This window comes from Albimonas pacifica (genome assembly GCF_900113695.1).
GTDB classification, from domain to species: Bacteria; Pseudomonadota; Alphaproteobacteria; order Rhodobacterales; family Rhodobacteraceae; genus Albimonas; species Albimonas pacifica.
The window spans coordinates 1-23,999 of record NZ_FOQH01000004.1; the positions used below are offsets into that span (position 1 = coordinate 1).

21 protein-coding genes and 1 tRNA gene are annotated in these 23,999 nt (G+C 73.8%); 12 read left to right on the plus strand and 10 right to left on the minus strand.

Annotation, left to right across the window (positions count from 1 at the left end; genetic code table 11):
• Nucleotides 1-262, plus strand: a 262-nt coding sequence (locus BM064_RS27395) for a hypothetical protein (protein ID WP_177236187.1), incomplete at its 5' end; no start/stop codon positions are given.
• A 522-nt stretch (nucleotides 263-784) separates the two neighbouring features.
• Here BM064_RS27395 and pnp read toward each other — a convergent pair.
• From pnp to BM064_RS08370, 5 genes are all read right to left on the minus strand, one after another.
• On the minus strand, nucleotides 785-2,923 hold the full coding sequence (pnp, locus tag BM064_RS08350; RefSeq protein ID WP_092859320.1) for a polyribonucleotide nucleotidyltransferase: 2,139 nt from the start codon (nucleotides 2,921-2,923) through the stop codon (nucleotides 785-787).
• Between the two features lie 299 nt (nucleotides 2,924-3,222).
• Complete coding sequence (gene rpsO, locus BM064_RS08355) at nucleotides 3,223-3,492, minus strand: 30S ribosomal protein S15 (protein ID WP_092859321.1); 270 nt, start codon at nucleotides 3,490-3,492, stop codon at nucleotides 3,223-3,225.
• 636 nt (nucleotides 3,493-4,128) lie between these two features.
• Nucleotides 4,129-5,028 (minus strand): RNA polymerase sigma factor RpoH, encoded by a 900-nt coding sequence (rpoH, locus tag BM064_RS08360; RefSeq protein ID WP_092859322.1) that lies wholly within the window; start codon nucleotides 5,026-5,028, stop codon nucleotides 4,129-4,131.
• A gap of 175 nt (nucleotides 5,029-5,203) precedes the next feature.
• The gene (locus BM064_RS08365; RefSeq protein WP_092859323.1) at nucleotides 5,204-6,274 is read right to left on the minus strand and encodes a hypothetical protein; all 1,071 of its coding nucleotides are present in this window, start codon (nucleotides 6,272-6,274) and stop codon (nucleotides 5,204-5,206) included.
• A gap of 126 nt (nucleotides 6,275-6,400) precedes the next feature.
• Complete coding sequence (locus tag BM064_RS08370) at nucleotides 6,401-7,510, minus strand: pseudouridine synthase (RefSeq protein WP_092859324.1); 1,110 nt, start codon at nucleotides 7,508-7,510, stop codon at nucleotides 6,401-6,403.
• On the opposite strand from BM064_RS08370, the gene BM064_RS08375 reads away from it, so the two are divergent.
• The 3 genes from BM064_RS08375 to BM064_RS08385 all read left to right on the plus strand — a co-directional run bounded on the left by BM064_RS08375 (nucleotide 7,509) and on the right by BM064_RS08385 (nucleotide 8,921).
• Nucleotides 7,509-7,859, plus strand: coding sequence for a DUF6476 family protein (locus BM064_RS08375; RefSeq protein ID WP_092859325.1), 351 nt, complete (start codon nucleotides 7,509-7,511; stop codon nucleotides 7,857-7,859). The two genes, BM064_RS08370 and BM064_RS08375, sit on opposite strands and share 2 nt — an antisense overlap.
• Before the next feature lie 219 nt (nucleotides 7,860-8,078).
• A tRNA-Glu gene (locus BM064_RS08380) sits at nucleotides 8,079-8,153 on the plus strand.
• A gap of 198 nt (nucleotides 8,154-8,351) precedes the next feature.
• A complete protein-coding gene (locus tag BM064_RS08385) occupies nucleotides 8,352-8,921 on the plus strand; it encodes a 5-formyltetrahydrofolate cyclo-ligase (RefSeq protein ID WP_092859326.1) in 570 nt (189 codons plus the stop codon).
• Nucleotides 8,922-9,078: 157 nt separating this feature from the next.
• Here BM064_RS08385 and BM064_RS08390 read toward each other — a convergent pair whose 3' ends face one another.
• A complete protein-coding gene (locus tag BM064_RS08390) occupies nucleotides 9,079-10,332 on the minus strand; it encodes an Hsp70 family protein (protein ID WP_092859327.1) in 1,254 nt (417 codons plus the stop codon).
• A 677-nt stretch (nucleotides 10,333-11,009) separates the two neighbouring features.
• On the opposite strand from BM064_RS08390, the gene BM064_RS08395 reads away from it, so the two are divergent.
• Together BM064_RS08395 and infC are read left to right on the plus strand one after the other, a co-directional pair.
• Nucleotides 11,010-13,493 carry a ligase-associated DNA damage response DEXH box helicase gene (locus tag BM064_RS08395; RefSeq protein ID WP_092859328.1) on the plus strand — a complete coding sequence of 828 codons (2,484 nt, stop codon included), beginning with the start codon at nucleotides 11,010-11,012 and terminating at the stop codon, nucleotides 13,491-13,493.
• Nucleotides 13,494-13,711: 218 nt separating this feature from the next.
• Nucleotides 13,712-14,203 carry a translation initiation factor IF-3 gene (infC, locus tag BM064_RS08400; RefSeq protein WP_245779099.1) on the plus strand — a complete coding sequence of 164 codons (492 nt, stop codon included), beginning with the start codon at nucleotides 13,712-13,714 and terminating at the stop codon, nucleotides 14,201-14,203.
• A 179-nt stretch (nucleotides 14,204-14,382) separates the two neighbouring features.
• Here infC and BM064_RS08405 read toward each other — a convergent pair whose 3' ends face one another.
• The gene (locus tag BM064_RS08405; RefSeq protein WP_092859329.1) at nucleotides 14,383-14,886 is read right to left on the minus strand and encodes an Lrp/AsnC family transcriptional regulator; all 504 of its coding nucleotides are present in this window, start codon (nucleotides 14,884-14,886) and stop codon (nucleotides 14,383-14,385) included.
• Nucleotides 14,887-15,036: 150 nt separating this feature from the next.
• Here BM064_RS08405 and BM064_RS08410 point away from each other — a divergent pair, with 150 nt between their 5' ends.
• Entirely contained in the window at nucleotides 15,037-16,044 is a 1,008-nt protein-coding gene (locus tag BM064_RS08410) for an NADP-dependent oxidoreductase (RefSeq protein WP_092859330.1), read from the plus strand.
• Between the two features lie 450 nt (nucleotides 16,045-16,494).
• Here BM064_RS08410 and BM064_RS08415 read toward each other — a convergent pair whose 3' ends face one another.
• Nucleotides 16,495-17,721: an argininosuccinate synthase gene (locus tag BM064_RS08415; protein WP_092859331.1), complete on the minus strand. Its 1,227-nt coding sequence runs from the start codon at nucleotides 17,719-17,721 to the stop codon at nucleotides 16,495-16,497.
• Nucleotides 17,722-18,005: 284 nt separating this feature from the next.
• Between BM064_RS08415 and BM064_RS08420 the strand changes: the two genes are divergently transcribed.
• From BM064_RS08420 to BM064_RS08430, 3 genes are all read left to right on the plus strand, one after another.
• The gene (locus tag BM064_RS08420; protein WP_092859332.1) at nucleotides 18,006-18,980 is read left to right on the plus strand and encodes a calcium/sodium antiporter; all 975 of its coding nucleotides are present in this window, start codon (nucleotides 18,006-18,008) and stop codon (nucleotides 18,978-18,980) included.
• Between the two features lie 110 nt (nucleotides 18,981-19,090).
• Nucleotides 19,091-19,798, plus strand: a complete 708-nt coding sequence (locus tag BM064_RS08425; RefSeq protein WP_092859817.1) for a 3-oxoacid CoA-transferase subunit A — start codon at nucleotides 19,091-19,093, stop codon at nucleotides 19,796-19,798.
• Nucleotides 19,795-20,487 carry a 3-oxoacid CoA-transferase subunit B gene (locus BM064_RS08430; protein WP_092859333.1) on the plus strand — a complete coding sequence of 231 codons (693 nt, stop codon included), beginning with the start codon at nucleotides 19,795-19,797 and terminating at the stop codon, nucleotides 20,485-20,487. The genes BM064_RS08425 and BM064_RS08430 overlap by 4 nt, the downstream gene beginning before the upstream one ends.
• Nucleotides 20,488-20,587: 100 nt before the next feature.
• On the opposite strand, the gene BM064_RS08435 is transcribed toward BM064_RS08430, so the two are convergent.
• Nucleotides 20,588-21,766: an MFS transporter gene (locus BM064_RS08435; protein ID WP_177236188.1), complete on the minus strand. Its 1,179-nt coding sequence runs from the start codon at nucleotides 21,764-21,766 to the stop codon at nucleotides 20,588-20,590.
• Nucleotides 21,767-21,836: 70 nt separating this feature from the next.
• On the minus strand, nucleotides 21,837-22,547 hold the full coding sequence (gene mobA, locus BM064_RS08440; protein ID WP_092859335.1) for a molybdenum cofactor guanylyltransferase MobA: 711 nt from the start codon (nucleotides 22,545-22,547) through the stop codon (nucleotides 21,837-21,839).
• Nucleotides 22,548-22,700: 153 nt separating this feature from the next.
• On the opposite strand from mobA, the gene BM064_RS08445 reads away from it, so the two are divergent.
• A complete protein-coding gene (locus BM064_RS08445; protein ID WP_143103286.1) occupies nucleotides 22,701-23,540 on the plus strand; it encodes an AzlC family ABC transporter permease in 840 nt (279 codons plus the stop codon).
• Nucleotides 23,537-23,866 carry an AzlD domain-containing protein gene (locus tag BM064_RS08450; RefSeq protein ID WP_092859337.1) on the plus strand — a complete coding sequence of 110 codons (330 nt, stop codon included), beginning with the start codon at nucleotides 23,537-23,539 and terminating at the stop codon, nucleotides 23,864-23,866. The genes BM064_RS08445 and BM064_RS08450 overlap by 4 nt, the downstream gene beginning before the upstream one ends.
• Nucleotides 23,867-23,999: the final 133 nt, after the last annotated feature.

Consider the following 23,999-nt stretch of genomic DNA (forward strand, 5'->3'; position numbering starts at 1 on the left):
CGTCCCCGTCGTCGACGAGGCGGGCAGCGCCCTCGACATCAGCGCCGGCTCGCCCACCGCCTCGGCCGAGAAGGTCGGAGGCGTCGGCGGCCAGTTGGTCAACGCCTCTGCCAGCCTCGGCGACAGCTACACGATCCATGCCGCCTTCGCCGCCGACGCGCTCTCCGTCGGACGCTGGAGGGTGCAGACCTGGCTGGAGCTGGGCGGCGAGCCGCAGATGCTCGACCAGTTCGAGATCCGGGTTCAGGAGGCCAACGGCTGAGAGGGTTTCAAGGCCCGTTCAAGGGCCGGAAAAGTGCTGACACTTTCCTTGCGCGCTTCGGCCAACAATTTTTGCGCGCTACACCCCTCCGGTCAAGGATCGCGAAGCGACCCGCGCTTGCGCGGGCTTGTCCTTGACCGGAGGGGGCGAGTCGCTCAGGCATCGCAAGCGAGAGACGGCTCCGGAGGACAGGCGCGGGCCTTGTTCTTGGGTGAGTCAGGAGCCCGCCGGAGGCTCCCCCCTCTCCGATCCCTCTCCCCCTTTGCAGCCCGCGCGACGCAGCCAAGCCCGCCCGCAGGGCGCCTGCGAACCCGGGCGCCCGGCGCGCCCCTTCAGAACCGGATCGCGCGATCCGGGAAGGACGGCGTCCGCCTCCCCGGCGGCGGCGCGCAGCGGGCCGGGTGGTCGGGGTTGCGGCGCCTTCCGAGGCCAGGCCCGCAGGCCGCCCCGGTTTCGGGCGGCGCGCAACGCAAAGGGGCCCCGTCGCCGGGGCCCCTCGCAACGTCCGGGGATGGGGAAGGCTCAGCCCTCCTCCTTCTCCCGCACGATCTCTTCGCCGGTCTCCTGGTCGACGACCTTCATCGACAGGCGGGTCTTGCCGCGGTCGTCGAAGCCGAGCAGCTTCACGCGAACCTCCTGGCCCTCCTTGACGAGGTCCTTGGGGTTGGCGCCGCGCTCGTTGGTCATCTGCGAGATGTGGACCAGGCCGTCGCGCTTGCCGAAGTAGTTCACGAAGGCGCCGAAATCCATGATCTTCACGACCTTGCCGCGGTAGATCTTGTTGATCTCCGGCTCGGCCACGATCGAGTTGATCAGCTCGCGCGCCTTCTCGATGCAGGCCGCGTCCGGCGAGGCCAGCTTGATCAGGCCCTCGTCGTTGATGTCGACCTTGGCGCCCGACTCCTCGACGATGCCGCGGATCACCTTGCCGCCCGAGCCGATCACTTCGCGGATCTTGTCGGGGTTGATCTGCATGGTCTCGATGCGCGGGGCGTGGGCGGAGAACTCCTGGCGGCCCGAGCTGAGCGCCTTGTTCATCTCGCCCAGGATGTGCATCCGGCCGTCCTTGGCCTGCGCCAGGGCCTGCTGCATGATCGCGGGCGTGATGCCGGCGACCTTGATGTCCATCTGCAGCGAGGTCACGCCGTTCTCGGTGCCGGCCACCTTGAAGTCCATGTCGCCGAGGTGATCCTCGTCGCCCAGGATGTCGGTGAGCACCGCGAACTGGCCGTCGTCCTCGAGGATCAGGCCCATCGCGACGCCGGCCACGGGGGCCTTCAGCGGCACGCCCGCGTCCATCATCGACAGCGAGCCGCCGCAGACGGTGGCCATCGAGGAGGAGCCGTTGGACTCGGTGATCTCCGAGACCAGGCGGATCGTGTAGGGGAAGTCGGTCGCCGCCGGCAGCACCGCCTGCAGCGCGCGCCAGGCGAGCTTGCCGTGGCCGATCTCACGCCGGCCGGGCGCGCCCATGCGGCCGGTCTCGCCCACCGAGTAGGGGGGGAAGTTGTAGTGCAGCAGGAAGCGCTCGCGCCAGTCGCCTTCGAGCGCGTCGATGATCTGCTCGTCGTCGCCGGTGCCCAGCGTGGTCACGACCAGGGCCTGGGTCTCGCCGCGGGTGAAGAGCGAGGAGCCGTGGGTCCGGGGCAGCACGCCCACCTCGGCCAGGATCGGCCGCACGGTGGTGCGGTCGCGGCCGTCGATGCGGGCGCCGCCGGCGATCACGTCGCCGCGCAGGACCGAGGACTCCAGCTTCTTGAAGCAGTCCTTCAGCGCCGGGCCGTCGGCCATGTCCTCGTCCGAGAGGGCCGCCTTCACCGTGTCGCGCGCGGCGGCGATGGCGTCCTGGCGGGCCAGCTTGTCCTTGATCGCGAAGGCGGCGCGCATCGCGTCCTCGCCCGCGGCCTTGACCTTGGCGAAGAGGGCGGAGTTGTCCGGCGGCGTGAAGTCGAACGGCTCCTTGGCGGCGTCCTCGGCGAGCGAGATGATCATGTCGATCACCGGCTGCATCGCCTCGTGGCCGAAGGTCACCGCGCCCAGCATCTCCTCCTCGGAGAGCTCGTAGGCCTCGGACTCGACCATCATCACCGCGTCCTGGGTGCCGGCGATGACCAGGTTGAGGCGCTGATCGGGGTTCTCCATCAGCTTCTGCATGTCCTGGACGTCGGGGTTCAGGACATACTTGCCGTCGCAATAGCCGACGCGCGCGGCGCCGATCGGGCCCATGAAGGGCACGCCCGAGAGCGTCAGCGCGGCGGAGGCCGCGATCATCGCCACGATGTCGGGATCGTTGACCAGGTCATGCGACAGGACCGTGCAGACCACCTGCGTCTCGTGCTTGAAGCCCGGGACGAACAGGGGGCGGATCGGCCGGTCGATCAGGCGCGACGTCAGCGTCTCCTTCTCGGAGGGGCGCGCCTCGCGCTTGAAGAAGCCGCCGGGGATCTTGCCCGCGGCGTAGAACTTCTCCTGGTAGTGGACGGTCAGCGGGAAGAAATCGAGACCTTCCTTCGGCTTCTTGTCGAAGGTGACGGCGGCGTGGACGGTGGTCTCGCCCAGGGTGGCCAGCACCGAGCCGTCGGCCTGGCGCGCCACGCGCCCGGTCTCGAGGGTCAGCGTCTCGCCGCCCCACTCCATGGATTTCTTGTGGATCTGGAACATTCTCGTTTCCCTTCGGCGGCGTGGCGCCCCTGCGCTTCGCCGCGTTGCGCGCCCCCGGCCGGGCCGGTGCGGGCGCGGGCCCCTGGTTTCGTATCGCAGACGCTTCGACCCCGGGGCCTGGGGCGGAAACGAACGGACGGATCGGCGGGGCCGGTCTCGCCTCCCGGAGAGGGGCCCGTCGCCGGTGCGGCTTCCGCCCCGGGGGGCGGCGGGTTCAGGAGGGCGCGCCGCGCGTCGCTCTCCCTTCGCTCACGCCATTCAGATGGCGAAAGGCGCGCCCGGGGGCGCGCCTTGGCCGCTCAGCGACGGATGCCGAGGCGGGTGATGATCGTCTTGTAGCGATCCTCGTCCTTGCCCTTCACGTAGTCCAGCAGCTTGCGGCGCTGGGCCACCATCTTCAGAAGGCCACGACGGGAGTGGTTGTCCTTCTTGTGCGACTTGAAGTGCTCGGTCAGGTTGGTGATCCGCTCGGTGAGGATCGCCACCTGGACCTCGGGCGAGCCGGTGTCGCCGTCCTTGGTCGCGAATTCCTTGATCAGCGCTTCCTTGCGCTCGACGGTGATCGACATCGGGGGCCTCCTTGGGCTTGGGGGTTCATCGGCGGGGGCCAGGGGCCTCCGCTCCGGTCGGGCGCACGCCGGGATGTCGTCCAGCGCGGTCCTTGGCGGAAGTGCGGGCTTATGCACCGGATCGCGCGGGAAGGGAAGAGGGTTCCGTTGCGGCGCAACGGGGCCCGGATGGGGGCGGGGGGGCCGCAGGCGCCCTGCGGGCGGGCTTGGCGGGGGCGCTCGGTCGGGGGACGGTGGAGGGGATTGGGGAGGGCGGAGCCTCCGGCGGGCTCCTGACTCACCCAAGAACAAGCCCCGCGCCTGTCCTCCGGATCCGTCCATCGCGTCTGATGCCTGAGCGACTCGGCAGGATCGGTCAAGGACAAGCCGCGCAAGCGCGGTCGCTTCGCGATCCTTGACCGCTCCCGCCGAGTCGCTCTTACGGCATCCGCGATGGACGGCTCCGGAGAACAGGCGCTCTGCGAGGGCTGGCGGGCGTCGCGCCATGGCGCTTCGACGGCCGGGGCGGGCCAGGAGGCCGGCGGGGAGCGCCGGACGGAAAGCGCCGAAACGGCGAGGCGGGAGGCGGATGCGGAACCGCCCGCGGCGGGGCGCGGGCGGTTCCTTCGTTCTCGTCGTCGGAGCGGCCGGGGAGCCTCAGGCGATCTCGCGGATCAGGCCCTTTTCGGCGGCGAGCTCGCGCATCTTCTTCTGCAGCTTCTCGAAGGCCCGGACCTCGATCTGGCGGACGCGCTCGCGGCTGACGTCGTAGACCTTGGAGAGGTCCTCCAGCGTCACCGGGTCGTCCTTCAGGCGACGCTCGGTCAGGATGTGGCGCTCGCGCTCGTTGAGGCTCTCCATCGCGGCCATCAGCAGCTCGCGGCGGCTCTCGAGCTCGTTGCGCTCGGCGTATTCGGCGGCCTGGTCGGCGTCGTCGTCGGCCAGCCAGTCCTGCCACTCGGCCGAACCCTCGCCGTCCGCCTTCAGCGGCGCGTTCAGCGAGGCGTCGCCGCCCGAGAGGCGCCGGTTCATCGCGATCACCTCGTCATGGGTGACGCCCAGGTTCTTGGCGATGGTCTCGACGTTCTCGGGGCGAAGGTCGCCCTCCTCCAGCGCGCCGATGCGGTTCTTGGCCTTGCGCAGGTTGAAGAACAGCTTCTTCTGCGCCGCGGTGGTGCCCATCTTCACCAGCGACCACGACCGCAGGATGTATTCCTGGATGGCCGCACGAATCCACCACATGGCGTAGGTCGCCAGACGGAAGCCCTTCTCGGGGTCGAAACGCTTGACGGCCTGCATCAGGCCCACGTTCGCCTCCGAGATCACTTCCGCGGTCGGCAGGCCGTAGCCGCGGTAGCCCATGGCGATCTTGGCCGCGAGACGCAGGTGCGACGTCACCATCTTGTGCGCCGCCTCCTTGTCGTCGTGGTCCGCCCAGGCCTTGGCCAGCATGTACTCCTCTTCCGGCTCCAGCATCGGGAACTTCCGGATCTCCTGCAGATAGCGGGAGAGCCCCTGTTCCGGCGACGGCGCCGGGAGCTTGGCGTATGTGGTCATGCATCCCTCCTTCGCCCACGCCCCGCCCGCGCGGTCGCGGGATCCAGGGCGCAACGGGCCTTCGGGGGACGCCGGGCGTCCTCCGGAAAAGCCATATGGTGACGTCGGAACGTTAAGACAACGTTTGGGGCGGTTTCCTGTTCGTGAGCTGACCGGACCGGGGAATCCGCCCCTCTCAGCCCGGCGGCGAAGCGGGCGGCGGCGCGGCGGCGGACTTGCCCTCGGTCTCCTTCAGGGCGTTGGGGATGAACATCTCCGAGAAGCCGGCGAGGAAGGCGAACAGCAGCAGCGTCGTGCCCGCATGGGCCGCGTCGACGCCGGCCATGATCCAGCCGCCCTGGATCAGCAGCACCGCGACGCCGGCCGCGATCGCCCCCGTGGCGATCCGCGAGGCGCCCAGCACCACCATCTCGGCCAGCGAGATGGCGTGGTCCACCTTCACCTTGCCCAGCGCGTAGATCACCGAGAAATACGAGCCCACCGCCCCGGTCAGCAGCAGGTTCGCCACCGCCGGGAGACCCTCGTCCGGGGCGCCCAGCGGGCCGAAGAACCGCGCCGCCGCCGCCGAGAACATCGCCGCCAGGATCACGCACAGCGCCAGCGCCACGCTGGCGCCGACCAGGTAGCGGCTGCGCACGATGCTGTCGCGATAGGTCTCGATGGCCGCGCGGGCCCGCGAGATCAGCCCGGAGGCCACCTCCGGGCTGCCGTCCAGCGCCGCGGCCACCGCCTGCGCCGCCTGCCACATCGAGCGCTCGCGGATCGCCTCGTAGTTCTGCTGGGCGACGTCGAGCGGCAGCACCGGGCGAGCGCCCACGATCGCCGTGACCATCGCCGCCACGTCGGAAGAGAGGCCGTGGTAGCGCTCGCGGAACGCGCGCCCGTCGCCGTGGCGCACCGCATAGCGCAGGGCCCGCAGCCCGCCGTCGCCCGAGGGCGCGTCCCGGTCCTCGGTCGAGAACACCATGTACTGGTCGGTGCACACGTAGATGCGCACCACGCGCTCGCCCAGCTCGGCGACGAGCTCGTCGAGCCAGGCCTTGAACCGGTCCCCGGCCGCCGCGCCGGCGGGCGCCGGGTCTTCGGCCGCGCGCGCCTGGTCGTACCCGTTCCCGTCCGCGTCCCCGTCCGCCTCCGGGATCGGCATCGCCATGCCGACGTCGGCGTCCCGGGGCCTGGGCGCGTCGGCCTTGCCGGCGGCGGCGTCGCCCCGGTCGGAGTCCTCGCTGGAGCCGTCTCGCGGCATGGTCGGCCACCCTCCCCTCAAGCCATTTCCGCGCCCGCGCGCGGAGAATGGCGGGAGGCTGGCCCCGGGAAGACGCAACGTCAAGACCATTCCGGCAAGCGGTTCACCCCGCCGGCGGACGGCGCCTCACAGCCCCAGCGCGTCGGCCAGCGCCTGCATGTCGGGGGGCAGCGGCGCCTCGAAGCGCATCGCCTCGCCGGTCACCGGGTGGTCGAAGCCGAGCGTGGCGGCGTGCAGCGCCTGGCGGGGGAAGGCGGAGAGCGCCTCGACCGCCGCCTCGCCCAGCTCTCCCGGCGCCTTGCGCGAGCGGCCGCCGTAGACCGCGTCGCCCACCAGCGGGCAGCCCAGCCAGCTCATGTGCACGCGGATCTGATGGGTGCGCCCGGTCTCCAGCCGGCACTCGACGCGGCTGACGGCGGGGCGCGCGGCAGGGCCCGCATGGGCGAGCGTGCGCAGATGCGAGACCGCGATCCGCCCGCCGGACTTCGCGACCGCCATCCGCTTGCGGTCGGCGCGGTGGCGGTCGATGCGCGTCTCGACCCTGAGCCAGCCGCCGCCCTCGTCCTCCACCCCCGGCAGGCCCAGCGCCCGGGGGTCCGAGGTCAGGGGCGCCGACCAGGCGAAGGCCTGGTAGGCGCGCTCGAGGTCGTGGGCGGCGAAGCGCTCGGACAGGCCGTGGTGGGCGGCGTCGGACTTCGCGACCACCAGCAGGCCGGAGGTGTCCTTGTCGATGCGGTGCACGATGCCCGGCCGCGCCTCGCCGCCGACGCCCGACAGCGAGCCGGCGCAATGCGCCAGCAGGGCGTTGACCAGCGTGCCGGTCGTCGCGCCCGGCGCGGGGTGCACCACCATGCCCGCGGGCTTGTTCACCACGATCAGGTGCGCGTCCTCGAAGACCACGTCGAGCGGGATCGCCTCGGGCAGGGGCCGGGCGGGCGCGGGGGCGGGGAGGGCGACCGTCCAGGCCTCGCCGGCCTTGACCTTGGCGCGCGCGTCGCGCACCACCGCTCCGTCCCGCTCGGCGGCGCCGCCCTCCACCAGCGCGCGCAGGCGCGAGCGGCTCAGGCCCGCCGGCGCCAGCGTCGCGAGGGCCTTGTCCAGGCGCTCCCCCTCCAGCGCCTCGGGGATCTCGAACAGGAGGGGGCCGGACGCGGCCGGATCCGGCGCGCCGGAGACATCGTCCCCGTCGTCCGCCAGGTCGGCGTCGTCTTGGTCATCGGTCAGGTGCTCGCTCATGTCCCGCAACCTATCTCCTGCGCTCGCCGAGGACGAGGACGAGTTTCCCGAGCCCCCGCGCCTGCGACGCCTGCGCTGGATGGTGTCGGGGCTGATGGTGACGATGATGCTGGGCGTGGCGGTGATCGCGGTCACCATCGCGGTGCGCCTGTGGGCGCCCCAGCCCGCCGCCCAGCCGGTGACGGCCGAGGCGCTGAGCCTGCCCGAGGGCGCCGAGATCACCGCGCTGGGCGCCTCGTCCGTCGAGATCCTGGCCACCGTGCGCCTGCCCGACGGGACCGAGGCGCTGCTGACCTTCCGCCGCGCGGACGGCGAGCGGCTGTCCCAGACCCCGATCCGGCGGGAGTGAGCGGCGGCGACGACGGATCGGCCCCCGCCCGCGCCGGCCGCGCCGGGCGTCGCCTCCCGCAGGCGGGGCCAGGCGGGCGGGGCCGGGCGGGCGGGGCCGGAGGGCCTCCCGGGGCTCCTGCCATTCGGTCGCAGGAAATTTTCGAGGGGGCTCAGGAGGTCCCCTTGACTCCCCTCCGGCTCCCGAATATCTCCCCGCTCAACGCAGCCGAGGCATCCTGTCCCCTTCGTCTAGCGGTTAGGACGCCACCCTCTCACGGTGGAAACAGGGGTTCGATTCCCCTAGGGGATGCCAATCTTCCGCGGCTCGCGGACCAGGGCCGACGCCACCAGCGTCGGCCCTTTCGCTTTTCCGGACATCGGCTTGCGGGCGGCGGCTCGCGGACGGCGGCTTGCGGGCGCCCTGCGGGAGACGCTTGACGGGCTCGGGCGTCCTGCGGGACACAGCCTGCGGCGCCGCCGCCCTGGCGCGCCGGATCGCGCGGAGACCGCCATGGACATCGCCGACGCCAAGGCCGAGGCCCGCCGCGCCGCCTTCGCCCGCAGGCGGGAGGCGCGCCTGGCGCTGGGCCCCGCGCCGCAGGCCGCCACCGACGCGGCGCTGGCCGCCCTGCTGGCCCGCCCGGACGAGATCGTCGCCGGCTACATCCCGATCCGCACCGAGATCGACCCCCGCCCCCTGATGACGCGCCTGCACGCCGCCGGCCGGCGCCTGTGCGTGCCGGTGATCGAGGCCGCGGGCCGGCCGCTGCGGTTCCGCGAATGGACGCCGGAGACGGAGATGGTCGAGGGCCCCTTCGGCGCCGCGGTCCCCGCCGCGGGCGCCTGGCTGACCCCCGGCGCGCTGATCGTGCCGCTGGTGGCCTTCGACGCGGGCCTGCTGCGGCTGGGCTATGGCGGGGGCTTCTACGACCGCACGCTCGAGGCGCTGGCGCGCCCGCCCGCCCCGCCCCCCTTCGCGCTGGGCCTCGCCTATGCCGCGCAGGAGGCCGGGCCCCTGCCCGCCGAGCCCACCGACCGCCCCCTCGACGCCGTCGCCACCGAGACCGGCCTGCGCCCCTGACGCCCGCCCCGCGCCGGCGGCCGCATGGCCGCCCAGGCGCAGGCGCCTCGCCCGCGGGACGCAGGGGGGCGGCGGGGTTGCGGGAACGCTCGGCCGCGTCGGGCGGCCGAGCCGGGCTGGGCGTCGAGGCGGGGCGAGGCGGGCGGATCGCCCCGGCTCAGGCCGCGCGGGCGGCCGGCGCGGCGGCGGCGAGGGCGAGGCCGTCGACGATCGAGCCGAAGGCGTCCGAGCGCTCGATCCGCGCCGCGGGGCAGGCGGCCTCGGCCTCCTGCGAGACCAGCGTCATCAGCGAGGAGCCGCCCACCAGGATCACCGAGCCGACCTCGCCCGGCGCGATGCCGGCCAGGCGCAGGGTCTCGTCCATCGCCGCGCGCAGCTCGCCCCGGAAACCCTCCAGCGAGGTGTCGAGCGAGGCGGGCGAGATCGGCGCGGCCAGGGCGCGCTCGACGCAGGCCATGTCGATGACCGCGCCCTCGGCCCCGCCGTTGGCGGCGATCTTGCCGGCCTCGACCGCGAAGGCGAGCTCGTGGCCGCGCTGGTCGCGGATCACGCGGGCGAGGCGCTCCATGGCGGCGGGGTCCACGGCCTCCTTGACCATGCCCTCGACCAGGCGCTCGGTCTCGCGGGTGTAGAGGAAGGGGATCGTGGCCCAGGTGGAGAGCTCGACGTAGGTGGCGTTGGGCACCGGGCGCAGGGCGCCGCTCATCGGCTCGCGCAGCTCGCCGTGCAGGCCCAGCAGGGGCATGGCGTGGGTCATCGAGACGGCGTGGTCGAAGTCGGTGCCGCCCAGCCGCACGCCGTGGGAGGCGAGGATCGAGACCTGGCCGCCCTCGACCCGGAAGGCGGAGAAGTCCGAGGTGCCGCCGCCGATGTCGACCACCAGCCCGACCTCGCCGGCGCGGCCGAGGCCGTGGGCGGCCAGCGCCGCCGCCTCGGGCTCGTACATGAAGGCCACGTCCCGGAAGCCGGCGGCGAGGTAGCAGGCGCGCAGGTCCTCCTCGGCGCGGGCGTCGCGGGCGGGGTCGGGGTGGAAGCGGACCGGGCGGCCGGAGAGGGCGGTCTCGAAGCGCAGGCCCGAGGCGGCCTCGGCGCGGGCCTTCACCTCGCGCAGGAAGGCGGCGACGACGAGGGCGAGGGTGCGGCGGCGGCCGCCCAGCAGGCGCTGCTCGTGGAAGAGGGGGGTTCCGAGGACGCTTTTCAGGGCGCGCATGTAGCGGCCCTCGTCGCCCTCGATCAGGGCCTCGGCGGCGGCGGAGCCGATGCGCATGGGGCCGTCGAGGGGGAAGAAGACGGCGGTGGGCAGGGTGTCCGCGGCGCCCTCGACCGGCAGGCGGCGGGGGGCGGCGCCGTCGAGGATGGCGGCGGCCGAGTTGGAGGTTCCGAAGTCGATGGCGAGGGGGAGGTCGGTCATCGGGCAGCTCCTGTCGGGCGGGCGGTCGCGGCGGGAAGGCGCGCGGCTACCCGATCCCCGCCCGCACGGCAACGATTCGCGCCCCGCGCCGGCGGAGCGAGGCGCCGCGTCGGGCGTCGCGCCCCCGGCCAGGTCCCGCCCGCGGCGCAGGGCGGGCGGGGCGCCCGGCGGCCGTCGGGGCCGGCGTTGCGCCGGGCGAAGCCCGGGCCGGGCGGCGGGGCGGGCGGCGAAGCCCGGGGCGAAGGTCGCGCCCGGGCGACGCGCGGCGGCGCTCGGGGCGGAGCCGGAAGGCGCGCCTCGCGCGGGGCGCCCGGCCCGGCGGACGACCGCGCCGGAAGGCGCGCGGAGAGGGCGCCCGGGGCCGCAAGCGGCGTCGCGAAGGGCGGGCGTGGAGGGCGCCCGGACCGGCGGAGGCCGGCGCGTCGGGCCCCTGCCCCGCGCGGCGGCGGCCGCCGGCGCCGGCGGATCCGGGCGCCGAGCCTCGGCCGGAGCGCCGCCCCCCGCCCCTTCCGCCGCCTCATCTCCCGCCCCTCCGCCGTCCGGGCGCGCCGCCCGCCGGAGGCCCAGGCCCGCCCGCAGGGCGCCTGCGGGCCGGAGGGACCGCCCCCGACGGATCTCGGCGCCCTCGACGCTCCGCGCCCTTCCTGCGGGGCGGCGACCGGCCTAGGTTTCCGGGCATGGACGCCGCCGCCGCCCCCTCCGACCTGCTGCCGCCCCGCTTCGCCGACTGGTTCGCCCGGCGGGGCTGGCAGGCGCATCCCCACCAGCTCGCCCTGCTGGAGCGCGCCCGGCTGGGCGGCGCGGACCTGCTCGTCGCCCCCACCGGCGGCGGCAAGACGCTGGCGGGGTTCCTGCCCTCGCTGGTCGCGCTCGAGGGCGCGCCGCGGCCGGGGCTGCACACGCTCTACGTCTCGCCCCTGAAGGCGCTGGCGGCCGACATCCGGCGCAACCTGCAGAGGCCGATCGAGGAGATGGGCCTCTCGATCCGGGTCGAGGACCGCACCGGCGACACCAGGGCCTCCGCCCGCCGCCGCCAGCGCGCCGACCCGCCGCAGATCCTGCTGACCACGCCCGAGAGCCTGGCCCTGCTGCTCAGCTACGAGGACGCGCCGCGGATCTTCGCCGGCCTCGCCCGCGTGATCGTCGACGAGGCCCATGCGCTCGCCGAATCGAAGCGCGGCGACCAGCTGATGCTGGGGCTCGCCCGCCTGCGCCGCCTCTCGCCCGACCTGACCGTCGCGGGCCTCTCGGCCACCGTCGAGGACCCGGCGAAGCTGGGCCGCTGGCTGTCCCCCTCCGGCTGCCGGGTGCTGACCGCCGATCCGGGGCCCGAGCCCGACATCGCCATGCTGGAGGCGGCGGCCCCGCCGCCCTGGACCGGCCAGGGCGGCCGCTACGCCGCCCCGGAGGTGATGGAGCTGATCCGCCGCCACCGGACCACGCTGATCTTCCACAACACCCGCGCCCAGGCCGAGCTGTTCTTCCAGGCGCTGTGGGCCGCGAACGACGAGACCCTGCCCATCGCCATCCACCACGGCTCCCTCGACCGCGAGGCGCGCACGCGGGTGGAGGCGGCGATGGTCGCCGGCGCCCTGCGCGCGGTGGTCTGCACGGGGACGCTGGATCTCGGGATCGACTGGGGGGACGTGGACCTGGTGGTGCAGGTCGGCGCGCCCAAGAACGTCAAGCGGCTGGTGCAGCGGATCGGGCGGGCGAACCACCGCTACAACGCCCCCTCCCGCGCCCTGATCGTGCCCGCCAACCGCTTCGAGGTGCTGGAATGCCAGGCCGCGCTGGAGGCGGTGCGCGACCATGACCTCGACGGCGAGGCGGAGCGGCCGCCGTCGCTCGACGTGCTCTGCCAGCACATTCTCGCGACGGCCTGCGCGGGGCCGTTCCAGGCCGACGCGCTCTATGACGAGGTCCGCCTCGCGGGCCCCTACGCCGACCTCCCCCGCGCGGATTTCGACGCCTGCCTCGCGTTCTGCGCCACCGGCGGCTACGCGCTCGCCGCCTACGACCGCTGGAAGCGGCTGGTGGAGGCGCCGCCCGGGACCTTCCGCCTGCGCGACCCGCGCCTGACGCGGGCGATCCGCATGAACCTCGGCACCATCGTCGGCACGGAGACGCTGGGCGTGCGCCTGAAGGGCAAGCGCGGCGGAGGGCCGAAGCTGGGCGAGGTCGAGGAGGACTTCGCCGCCACCCTCTCGCCCGGCGACACCTTCCTGATCGGCGGCGAGGTGGTGCGCTTCGACGCGTTGCGCGAACTGACGCTCGAGGTCTCCCGCGCCCCCGGCCGCAAGCCCAGGATCGCGGTTTTCGGGGGCACCAAGTTCTCCACCTCCACGCTGCTGTCGAACCGGGTGATGGACCTGCTGCAGGCCCCGGAGCGCTGGGCGACGCTGCCGCCGGCGGTGGAGAGCTGGCTGCGCCTGCAGGCCGAGCGCTCCGAGATCCCCCCGCGCGATGGGCTGCTGGTCGAGACCTTCGCCCGCGGTCTCGCCGGCGTCGGCCACGCGGGCTTCCCCGGCGCCGGAGGCGGGGACCTGCGCCACCATCTCGGCGTCTACGGCTTCGCCGGGCGCAACGCCCACCAGACGCTGGGCCTGCTGCTGACCCGGCGGATGGAGACGGCGGGGCTGGCGCCGCTGGGCTTCGTCGCCTCCGACTACGCGCTGCTGATCTGGGGGCTGGAGGAGGTGGTCGACCCCGCCCCCCTGTTCGAGCCCGAGGGCCTGCGCGAGGGGCTGGACCTCTGGCTCGGCGACAACGCCGTGATGAAGCGCACCTTCCGCTCGGCCGCGATCATCGCGGGCCTGATCGAGCGCAACCAGCCGGGCGGGCGGAAGTCCGGGCGGCAGGCGACCTTCTCCTCGGACATCCTCTACGACACCCTGCGCCGCTACGACCCCGACCACCTGATGATGCGCATCACCCGGGACGAGGCGATGCGCGGCCTGGTCGACTTCGACCGGATCGAGGCGATGCTGACCCGCGCCGCCGGCCGCATCCGCCACGTGCGGGCCGAGGGCGTCACCCCGCTCGCCGCCCCCCTGCTGCTCGAGGTCGGCAAGGTCCCGATCAAGGGCGAGGGCGCCGAGCGGCTGGTCGAGGGCGAGGCCGCCGCCCTGATGGCCGAGGCGGGGCTGACCGGCGTCTAGGCGCGCGAAGCACGCTCCCGCCGGCGTGTCCGGCGGAGTTTCCTCCGGACTTTCCGCAGGGGCGGCGTCTTGCGGAATCGCGCGCTTTCGACCACATTGCGTCCCAAGCGAGCCTCCCCACAGGACGGCGCGCTTTTTCCGCTTCGGCTACAAAGGACGTGAAGACCATAGCCCGCAGACCGCATCAGGCGCCGCCCACCCGCGACACCGGCCCCCGAGTGAACGACAAGATCCGCTGCCCCGAGATCCGCCTCATCGATCATGAGGGCGAGAATCGCGGCGTTCTGGATCCCCGCGACGCCCTGCGCATGGCCGAGGACGTCGGCCTCGACCTCGTCGAGATCTCGCCGAACGCCACGCCGCCGGTGTGCAAGATCATGGACTTCGGCAAGTTCAAGTACGAACAGCAGAAGAAGGCCAACGAGGCGCGCAAGAAGCAGCACATCATCGAGATCAAGGAAGTCAAGTTCCGTCCGAACATCGACAAGCACGACTACGATGTGAAGATGCGCAACGTGACCCGCTTCCTCGAGGATGGCGACAAGGTGAAGGTGACGCTCCGCTTCCGCGGCCGCGAGATGGCGCACCAGGACCTCGGCCGCGACGTGCTCGAGCGGATCGCCGCCGACACGCTCGAGCTCGGCAAGGTCGAGTCGATGCCCAAGATGGAAGGCCGCCAGATGATCATGGTGATCGCGCCCAAGGCGTGATCCGGGATCTTCGGGCGATCGAAGGGGCGCGCGCCGCAGGGTGCGCGCCCCTCGTCGTTTCCGCGGCGGGGCGCACGCCCTCGGCGGTCGCGGCGAGGCCCGCCCCGCGGGCGCCCCGGGCCTGACCCGGGGCCTCCCACCGCCCGCCGCGGGCGCGCCGCGGGGGGAGCGCGCCGCCCTCAGTCCAGCGGGATCGCCGTGGTCGAGCGCACCACCTTCAGCGAGAACGAGGACTGCATCTGCGCCACCCCCGGCAGCTGCGCCAGCGCCTCGCGGTGGATGCGGGCGAAATCCTCGGGGTCGCGGGCCAGGATCTTCAGCAGGTAGTCGGCCGAGCCCGCCATCAGGTGGCATTCCATCACGTCGGGGATGCGGGCGACCGCCGTCTCGAAGGCGTCGAGCAGCTCGGTGGTCTGGCCGGAGAGCTTGATCTCCACGAAGACGGTCGAGCGGCGGCCGGCGGCCTTGGGCTCCAGCAGGGCCGCGTAGCCGCGGATCACGCCCTCGGCCTCCAGCCGCGCCACCCGCCGGTGGCAGGCCGAGGGCGAGAGATGCACCCGCTCGGCGAGCTCCGAGTTCGGCAGCCGCCCATCCGCCTGCAGCACCGCCAGGATGGCGAGATCGATGGAATCGAGCGCCGCAGGGGCGAGGGGCGCGAGGGTCTTCGAGGATCGGGTCCGCATGCGTGCGATCATTGCGCATGGAGACCGCCGGCGCCATCCCCCGCGCGCGCCCCTGCCGCCGCGGCGCGCTTGACTTGCCCGTCACCCTCGGGCGCCCTGCGCGCCGGAGAACAGCGGGGCCGCGACCCCGCGCAGGGAGGAGACCACGCCATGACCCGCACCCGCCAGGTCGTCATCCGGGAGCTGCCGAAGGGCGCGCTCGCCGCCTCGAACTTCGCGCTGACGGAGGCGGAGCTGCCGGCGCCGGAGGAGGGCGAGGCGCTGGTGAAGACGATCCTGATGTCGATCGACGCCGCCAACCGCGCCTGGATGCAGGGCGCCACCTACCGCGAGGCGGTGAAGGCCGGCGACGTGATGCACACTTACGCCATCGCCGAGGTGGTCGAGAGCCGGGATCCGTCGCTGGCCCCCGGCGACGTGGTCGCCGTCGAATCGGGCTGGACCGAATACGCGGTGGTGAAGGCCCGCAAGGCGATCAGGCTGCCGGCGGTGCGGCCGCTGTCGAACCTGCTCTCGGTCTTCGGCATCGCCGGCAAGACCGCCTATCACGGGCTGGTGCACGTGGGCCGGCCGAAGGCGGGAGAGACGGTGCTGGTCTCGGCCGCCGCCGGCTCGGTCGGCATGTACGTGGGCCAGATCGCCAAGGCGCTGGGCTGCCGGGCGGTGGGGATCGCGGGCGGCGCGGAGAAATGCGCCTGGGTGGTCGAGGAGCTGGGCTTCGACGCCTGCGTCGACTACCGCGACCCCGGCTTCTTCAAGGCGCTGAAGGCGGCCTGCCCGGACGGGGTGGACGTCTATTTCGACAACGTCGGCGGCACGATCCTCGAGACGGCGCTGTTCCTGATGAACCTCAAGGGGCGGGTGGTCTGCTGCGGGGCGGTCTCGCAATACGACGAGACGGCGCCCACGGGCCCGCGCAACCTGCCCGGGCTGGTGGTGGTCAAGCGGCTGCGGATGGAGGGGTTCATCGTCATGGACTTCGCCGACAAGGACGCCGAGGCGAACGAGAAGCTGGCCGGCTGGGTGCAGTCCGGCGCGCTGAAGGTGGCCGAGGACGTGGTCGAGGGCCTCGAGAACGCCCCCGCCGCCCTGATCGGCCTGCTGAAGGGCGAGAACCGCGGCAAGCGCATGGTCCGCGTCGCCCCCGACCCCGCCTGATCCGCAGAGCCAGGCCCCCGCGGCCGGCGTCCCGCGCGAGCGGAGCGAGGCGCCGCGGCAGGCGTCCCGCCCGGGGCTGGGGGTCCGCCCGCGGCGCGGGGCGGGCGCGCCGCGCGGGGGCGCCGTTTCCCGGCGCCGCCGTCGCACGGCGCCGGAAGGGGGCTCCCGACGTCCCGGCCGGGGCCTGCCCGCCGCACGCGCGACGCCCGCCCCGGCGCCGCGCGCCTGACGGAAACCAAGGGCGCGACCCCGACGCGGCGCCGCCGGCCCGCAGGGCCGGCCCTGCGACGCCGGCCGAGGGCGCCCGGCCCCGGCGCCGCCCGACGCCGGCCCGGGGCGACCGGGCCGCAGGCGCCGCCTCCCGCCCCGCGCCGCGAGCCCCACGGGACCCGCAGGCGCAAGGCCCGACGCGGCGCCCGGCCCGCAGGGCCGGGCTCGGCCCCGACGCGCTCAGCCCTTCAGCTTGCGGTCCCGCGTCGCCAGCAGCTTCAGCCGCAGCGCGTTGAGCTTGATGAACCCGGCCGCGTCCTTCTGGTCGTAGGCGCCCGCGTCGTCCTCGAAGGTCACGTGGGCCTCCGAGTAGAGCGACCGCTCCGACCACCGCCCCACCACGCTCGCCAGGCCCTTGTAGAGCTTCAGCCGCACCGTCCCCTCGACATGGGTCTGGCTGAGGTCGATCGCCGCCTGCAGCATCTCCCGCTCCGGCGAGAACCAGTAGCCGTTGTAGATCAGCTCCGCATAGCGCGGCATCAGCTCGTCCTTCAGATGCGCCGCCCCGCGGTCGAGCGTGATCTGCTCGATCCCCCGGTGCGCCGCCAGCAGGATCGTGCCGCCCGGCGTCTCGTAGATGCCGCGGGACTTCATGCCCACGTAGCGCCCCTCGACCAGGTCCAGCCGGCCGATGCCGTGCTTGCGGCCATACTCGTTCAGCGCCGTCAGGATCGTCGCCGGGCTCATCGCCTCGCCGTTGATCGAGACGGCGTCGCCCTTCTCGAAGCCCACTTCGATGAACTCGGGCGCGTCGGGCGCATCCTCGGGGTTCACCGTGCGCTGGTAGACGTAGTCGGGCGCGTCGACCGCCGGATCCTCCAGCACCTTGCCCTCGGACGAGGTGTGCAGGAGGTTCGCGTCGACCGAGAACGGCGCCTCGCCGCGCTTGTCCTTGGGCACCGGCACCTGGTTCCTCTCGGCCCACTCGATCAGCGTGGTGCGCGAGGTCAGCGACCACAGCCGCCAGGGCGCGATCACCTTGATGTCGGGGTTCAGCGCATAGGCCGACAGCTCGAACCGCACCTGGTCGTTGCCCTTGCCGGTCGCGCCGTGGGCGATGGCGTCGGCGCCGGTCTCCTGCGCGATCTCCACCAGCCGCTTCGAGATCAGCGGCCGCGCGATCGAGGTGCCCAGCAGGTAGAGCCCCTCGTAGACCGCGTTGGCGCGGAACATCGGGAACACGAAATCGCGCACGAACTCCTCGCGCACGTCCTCGATGTAGATGTTCTCGGGCTTGATCCCCAGCAGCTCGGCCTTCTTGCGCGCGGGGTCCAGCTCCTCGCCCTGGCCGAGATCGGCGGTGAAGGTGACGACCTCGCAGCCGTACTCCACCTGCAGCCACTTGAGGATGATCGAGGTGTCGAGTCCGCCCGAATAGGCGAGGACGACTTTCTTGGGCGCGGACATTGCGGGTCTCCGGGTTGCGGCCTTGCGCCGCGGCCAGGCCGTATGCCGGGCCGCGGGCGCGCCCGCGTTACCTCCGCCGCGTCACGGGCGCAAGAGCGGGCGGCCCGCCGACGGGGTTTCGCCGGCCCCGCCCGGGCCCGCCGCCCCCGCCCCGCCCGGCGCGACGCCCGCCCGCGGCCCGCCCCCGCGTCGCGCCGACGAGGGCGACCCCCCTTGCGCGTCCCGCGGCGATCCCCACCTGAGCCCCACTGCGCAGAGACCCGCGCAGAAGGGAATTCGCAGCCATGCTAGACACCTGGGCCCCGCTTCTGGGCGGGCTCGTCCTCCTTATGGCCGGGGGCGAACTCCTGGTCCGCGGCGCCGTGCAGGCCGCCGAGCGCATCGGGATCTCGCCGCTGGTGATCGGCCTGACCCTGGTCGGGTTCGGCACCTCCATGCCCGAGCTCGTCACCTCCGTGCAGGCCGGTCTCGACGGCTCGCCGGGGATCGCCTACGGCAACATCGTTGGCTCGAACATCGCCAACATCCTGCTGATCGCCGGCATCTCGGCGCTGATCTGCCCGATGCTCATCGCCCGTTCGGCGCTGCGGCGCGACGCGGTGGCGATGCTCGCCGTCGCCGCCGGCTTCGCCGCGCTCGCCGCGGTCCTGCCGATGGGGCGGGCGGCCGGCGCCGGGCTGGTCGCGCTGCTGGTCGCCTACATCTGGTTCGTGATCCGCCAGGAGCGCGCCGCCGCCGACGGGGGCGCGATCCATGACAAGAGCGCGGCCCTCGCCGCCGCCGATCCCGGCCTCGCGCCGGACCACGGCGGCGCGCGGCTGGTCCTGCCGCTGGTCATCGCGCTGGCCGGCCTCGCGCTGGTCGTCGCGGGCGGCTCGTTGCTGGTCGACGGCGCGGTGGCGCTCGCCCGCGGCTTCGGCGTCTCCGAGACGGTGATCGGCCTGACCATCGTCGCCGTCGGCACCTCGGCGCCCGAGCTGGTGACCTCGGTGATCGCGGCGCTGAAGCGGCAGGGGGACGTGGCCTTCGGCAACGTCGTGGGCTCCAACATCTACAACATCCTCGGGATCGGCGGCGTCACCGCCGCGATCGCCCCCTCCCACGTGCCGCCCGAGATCGTGGGCTTCGACGCCCCGGTGATGGTCGCCGTGTCGCTGGCGCTGGTGATCTTCGCGGCCACCGGCCTCAGGATCGGCCGGCGCGAGGGCGCCGCGCTGGTCGCGGGCTACGGCGGCTACCTGTGGATGCTCTGGCCCTGAAAGGGGCCGGGGCGCCCTTCGCGGCACGCTGGCGTTTCCGGGCGAAAGGGGTCATGACTCCCCCGAAACGAAGAAACGCGGAGGTGCGCGACGTGACCAAGGCGATGGGCGTGACCCGTCCCGTGATGACGGCCGAAGAGGCGCTGGCCGACGTGAAGGACGGCGCCACCGTCCTGATCGGCGGCTTCGGCGGATCCGGCAACCCGGTGGAGCTGATCCACGCCCTGATCGACCAGGGCGCGCGGGAGCTGACGGTGGTCAACAACAACGCCGGCAACGGCGAGGTCGGCCTCGCCGCCCTGATCCGCGAGGGTCGGGTGGCGAAGGTGATCTGCTCCTTCCCCCGTTCCGCCGCCTCGCACCACTTCAACGAGGCCTACCTGAACGGCAGGATCGAGCTCGAGACCGTCCCCCAGGGCACGCTGGCCGAGCGCATCCGCGCCGGCGGCTCGGGCATCCCGGCCTTCTACACCCGCACCTCCGTCGGAACGCCCCTGGCCGAGGGCAAGCCCGTCGCCACCTTCGACGGGCGCGACTACGTGCAGGAGCGCGCCATCACCGGCGACCTCGCCCTGGTGAAGGCGTCGCGCGCCGACCGCTGCGGGAACCTGCAGTTCCACCTCGCCATGCGCAACTTCGGCCCGATCATGTGCATGGCCGCGACCTGCGCCGTGGTGCAGGCCGACGAGATCCTCGAGCCCGGCGAGATGGACCCCGAGCAGGTGGTCACCCCCGGCATCTTCGTGAACCGCCTGGTCCACGTCCCCGGCGCCGTGCAGGAGCAGGTCCTCTTCGAACAGGGAGCGCGCTACCCATGACCGAAGCCGCCACGAAACCCCGAGCCGCCGGCCTGACCCGCAGCCAGATGGCCTGGCGCGCCGCCCAGGACATCCCCGACGGCGCCTTCGTGAACCTCGGGATCGGCATGCCCGAGCTCGCCGCGCAATATGTGCCTGAGGGCCGCCAGGTCACCTACCACTCGGAGAACGGGATCCTCGGCTTCGGCGAGGGCCCGGCGCCCGAGGACGTGGACTGGGACCTGATCAACGCCGGCAAGAAGCCGGTGACGCTGAACCCCGGGGCCTCGATCTTCCACCACGCCGACAGCTTCGCGATGATCCGCGGCGGGCACATCGACCTCGCCCTGCTCGGCGCTTTCCAGATCGCCCCCAACGGCGACCTCGCCAACTGGCGGGCGGGGAACGAGGGCATCCCCGCCGTCGGCGGCGCGATGGACCTGGTCTCGGGCGCCAAGGCGGTGTGGTGCATCACCGAGCACACCACCAAGACCGGCGAGCCCAAGCTGGTGGAAAGCTGCAGCTACCCGCTGACCGGCATCAAGGTGGTCTCGCGCATCTACACCAACCTGGGCGTCGTGCACATCGAGGACGGCCGCTTCGTCCTCAAGGCCGTCGCCCCCGGCGTGACGCCCGAGGAAGTGGCCGAGAAGACCGGCGCCTTCCTCGACATCTCCGGCGAGATCGAGCGCATCGCGCCCCCGGCCTGATCCGAGGCGCGCCGCCCGCCCGCCGGCTCCGGGGTCGGCGGGCGGGCGTCCCGGCCGCGCAGCGGACGGCAGAGCCGCCCCCGACCCCGCCGACAGGCGCTCAGGCCGGCTTCTGCATCGTCCCGTCCCAGCGCCGCCGCAGCTCCAGCGACAGCAGCAGGGCCGCCGTCGACATCGCCGCCGCGATCCACCACGCCCCGCCGCCGAACTGCGGATAGACCACCGCCGCCGCCGCCGAGGCGCCGGCCATCAGCACGCCCGAGCCCAGCACCTGCATCACCGCCTGCGCCGCCCCCGACAGCCGCTCGGGCGCCGCCGCCTGGATGAAGGCGATGGATCCCAGGTGCGCCGCCGCGAAGCTCAGCGCATGGGTCCCCTGCAGGACCCACAGCAGCGGCCCGGTCGGGTCCAGGGTCATCGCCGCCCAGCGCAGCGCCCCCACGCCGCCCGCCAGCGCGATCGCCCCCGGCGCCCCCAGCCGGCGCACCAGCGCCGGGCCGAAGAAGATCATCAGCCCCACCTCGACCAGCACCCCGAAGGCCCAGAGCAGGCCGATGGTCTCCTCCGCCACCCCCAGCGCCCGCCAGTGCACCGAGGCGTAGACGTACTGCACCCCGTGGCTCGCCTGCGCGAAGCCCGAGGCCAGCGCGAAGATCACGAACAGCTTCGAGGACACCAGCCGCCGCATCTCGCGCAGGCTCGGCGGCGTCGCCCCCTTCACCCGGCCGCCGCCGGGATGGGTCCCCCCCAGCCAGGCCGCGGCCGCGAGGAAGGCCACGATGGCCCACAGCGCCGCGTCCGCGCCCAGCAGCGCCAGCGCGCCCCCCATCACCACGTTCATCACCAGGAAGCTCGCCGAGCCCACGGCCCGCGCATGGGCGTACTCGAACCCGAAGCTGCGCGCCGCCGCCGCCCCCAGCGCGTCCCCGATCGGCATCATCGCCGAGAACACGCCCGCGGTGAGCATGGTCAGCGCCAGCAGCGCCCAGGGCGCCCCGGCCGCGAGATGCAGCAGGAACAGCGCCGCTCCCGTGATCCCCACGACGGCCAGCATCAGCCGGCGCGCCTCCATCCGGTCGGCCATCACCGGCAGCGCCAGCCCCGCCAGCAGCCGCATCACGATGCCCGCCGAGGTGTAGACCCCGATCTCCGCCTCGCTCAGCCCCCAGTCCTTCAGCCACAGCGGCCAGAACGGCAGGTAGACCCCCATCGCCCCGAAGAAGGCGACGTAGTAGCCCGAGGTGCGCAGGAACACGCCCGACAGCAGCGGCGGGCTCATCGCCCGCCCCCGGGGCGGCGGCGCGCCGGCCGATCCGCTCGGCGGCGCGCGCTCGGGGAGGCTCGGTGGATCACGCCTCGTCCTTTCCTGGCGCGGAGGGGGACGCGGACCCCCGGGCCATCGCCCGCCAGATCCGCTCGGCCTGCGCCATATCAGCCGGCGTGTTGATGTTGAAGAAGGGATCGGGGGGCCCCGCGAAGCGCGCGGTCGCATGGCCCTGCGCCGCCGCCCAGCCCCGCACCCGGCGCGTTCCCGCCGCCAGCGCCGCGCGCAGCTCCTCGCGCAGCGCGCAGGACCACAGGCCCACGGCGGGATGCAGCGCCTCGCGCCCCTCGGCGTCGGGCCCGCTCGCGAGCGCGATGGGCGCCCCCTCGGCCCGGGCCGCCTCCGCCAGCCGCGCCAGCAGGTCGCGGGGCAGAAAGGGCGTGTCCCAGGGCGCGGTCGCGACCTGCTCGGCCCCCAGCCCCGCCGCCCAGTCCATCGCCGAGAGCACGCCGGCGAGCGGCCCCTGCCGCGCGCCGCCCCGCCCCTCGGCCGCCCCCCCGAGCGCGGCGCCGCCGGCCCCGGCCGGGGCGGCGTCCGCCAGCACCGGCAGACCCCAGGCCGCGAAGCGCGCCGGATCTCCGTTCGCGCTCAGCGCCATGGGCCCCGCCGCGGGCCGCAGCCGCGCGATCACATGCGCCAGCAGCGGGCGTCCGCCCAGCGGCGCCAGGCCCTTGTCGCCGCCGCCCATGCGCCGGGCCTCGCCGCCGGCGAGGATCACCACCGGCAGGCCGCTCATCGGGCGCCGCCCCGCCGGCGGCGCGATGCCGAACGGTGACGCAAGGCCTCACGATCGCTGAATTGCACGGGGACGGCCCTCAAGGTAAGGAACGCTGACCAAGCCAGCCGAAACACGAACGGTCCCGCCGCGGGCCGGGAGATCATGCGCAGGATGAGCGACCTCGCCCCCCGCCGCAACCCGTCCGCCGCGGCCGCCCGGCCCGTCGGCGCGCCGGACGACGCCCCCGGGAACGCCTCCGGCGAGGACCCCGCCTTCTCCGGCCCCCTGTGGCGCGTGGCGCTGGAGGGCACGACCGCGAGCCTGCCCTTCATCGTCTCGGTGATCCCCTTCGGGATGCTGTTCGGAGCGGTCGCGACCGCGGCGGGCCTCGACCCGCTGAAGGCGATGGTGCTGACCGTGGCGGTGATCGCCGGCGCCTCCCAGTTCGCCTTCATCGAGCTGCTCTCCGACCAGGCGCCGGTCATCGTCGCCGTGGCGGCGGCGCTGGCGGTGAACCTGCGCATGGCGATGTATTCCGCCTCCCTCGCCCCCCACATCGGCAAGGCGCCGGCCTGGGTGCGGCTGATCGCGGGCTTCTTCGTGGTCGACCAGGTCTACGGCCTCTCGATGCGCCGCTGGGCGGTGATCCCGCACGAGCCGCTGCCCCGCAAGCTCGCCTTCTACTTCGGCGTCGCCGTGCCGATGAGCTCGGCCTGGGTCGCCTGTTCGGCGCTGGGCCTGGCGGTCGGCGGCTCGATCCCCGGCTGGCTGCCCGTCGACTTCATGCCGCCGGCGATGTTCCTGGCCATCGTCGCCCCGATGATCCGCGGGACCGCCAACATCTGCGCGGCGCTGGCGGCGGTGGCGGCCTCGCTGGCGCTCGCCTGGGCGCCGTGGAACCTCGGTCTGATCGTGGCGGCCGCCGTCGGCATGGGCGTGGGCGCCGCGGTCGAGATCCGCCTCGCCCGCCGCAGCGCCGGCTCGCCCGGGCGCACGGAGGCCCCGCGATGATCGCCGTCTCCGACGCCACGCTCTGGGCCGCCATCGCGGCGCTGGGCGTGTGCACCTACCTGATCCGCTGGTCCTTCATCGGCCTCGCCGGGGGGCGCGAGTTCCCCGAGTGGGCGATGCGCCTGCTGCGCTACGTCCCCGTCACGGTGCTGCCGGCGATGGTCGCCCCGATGGTCGTCTGGCCCCGCGCGCTGGAGGGCGAGACCGACCCCTACCGCATCCTCGCCGCCCTGACGGTGCTGCTGATCGGCGCCGTCACCGGCCGGCTGCTGCTCTCCATCGTCTCCGGCATCGGCCTCCTGCTGCTCCTCCAGACCTTCGCCTGACGCCCGCCCCCAGCCGGCCCCGGACCCTGCCGGGAGCGCCTGTTCTCCGGAGCCGTCCGTCGCTGATGCCGATCAGAGCGACTCGCCCGCCCCGGTCAAGGATCGCGAAGCGACCCCCCGCAGGGGGGCTCGT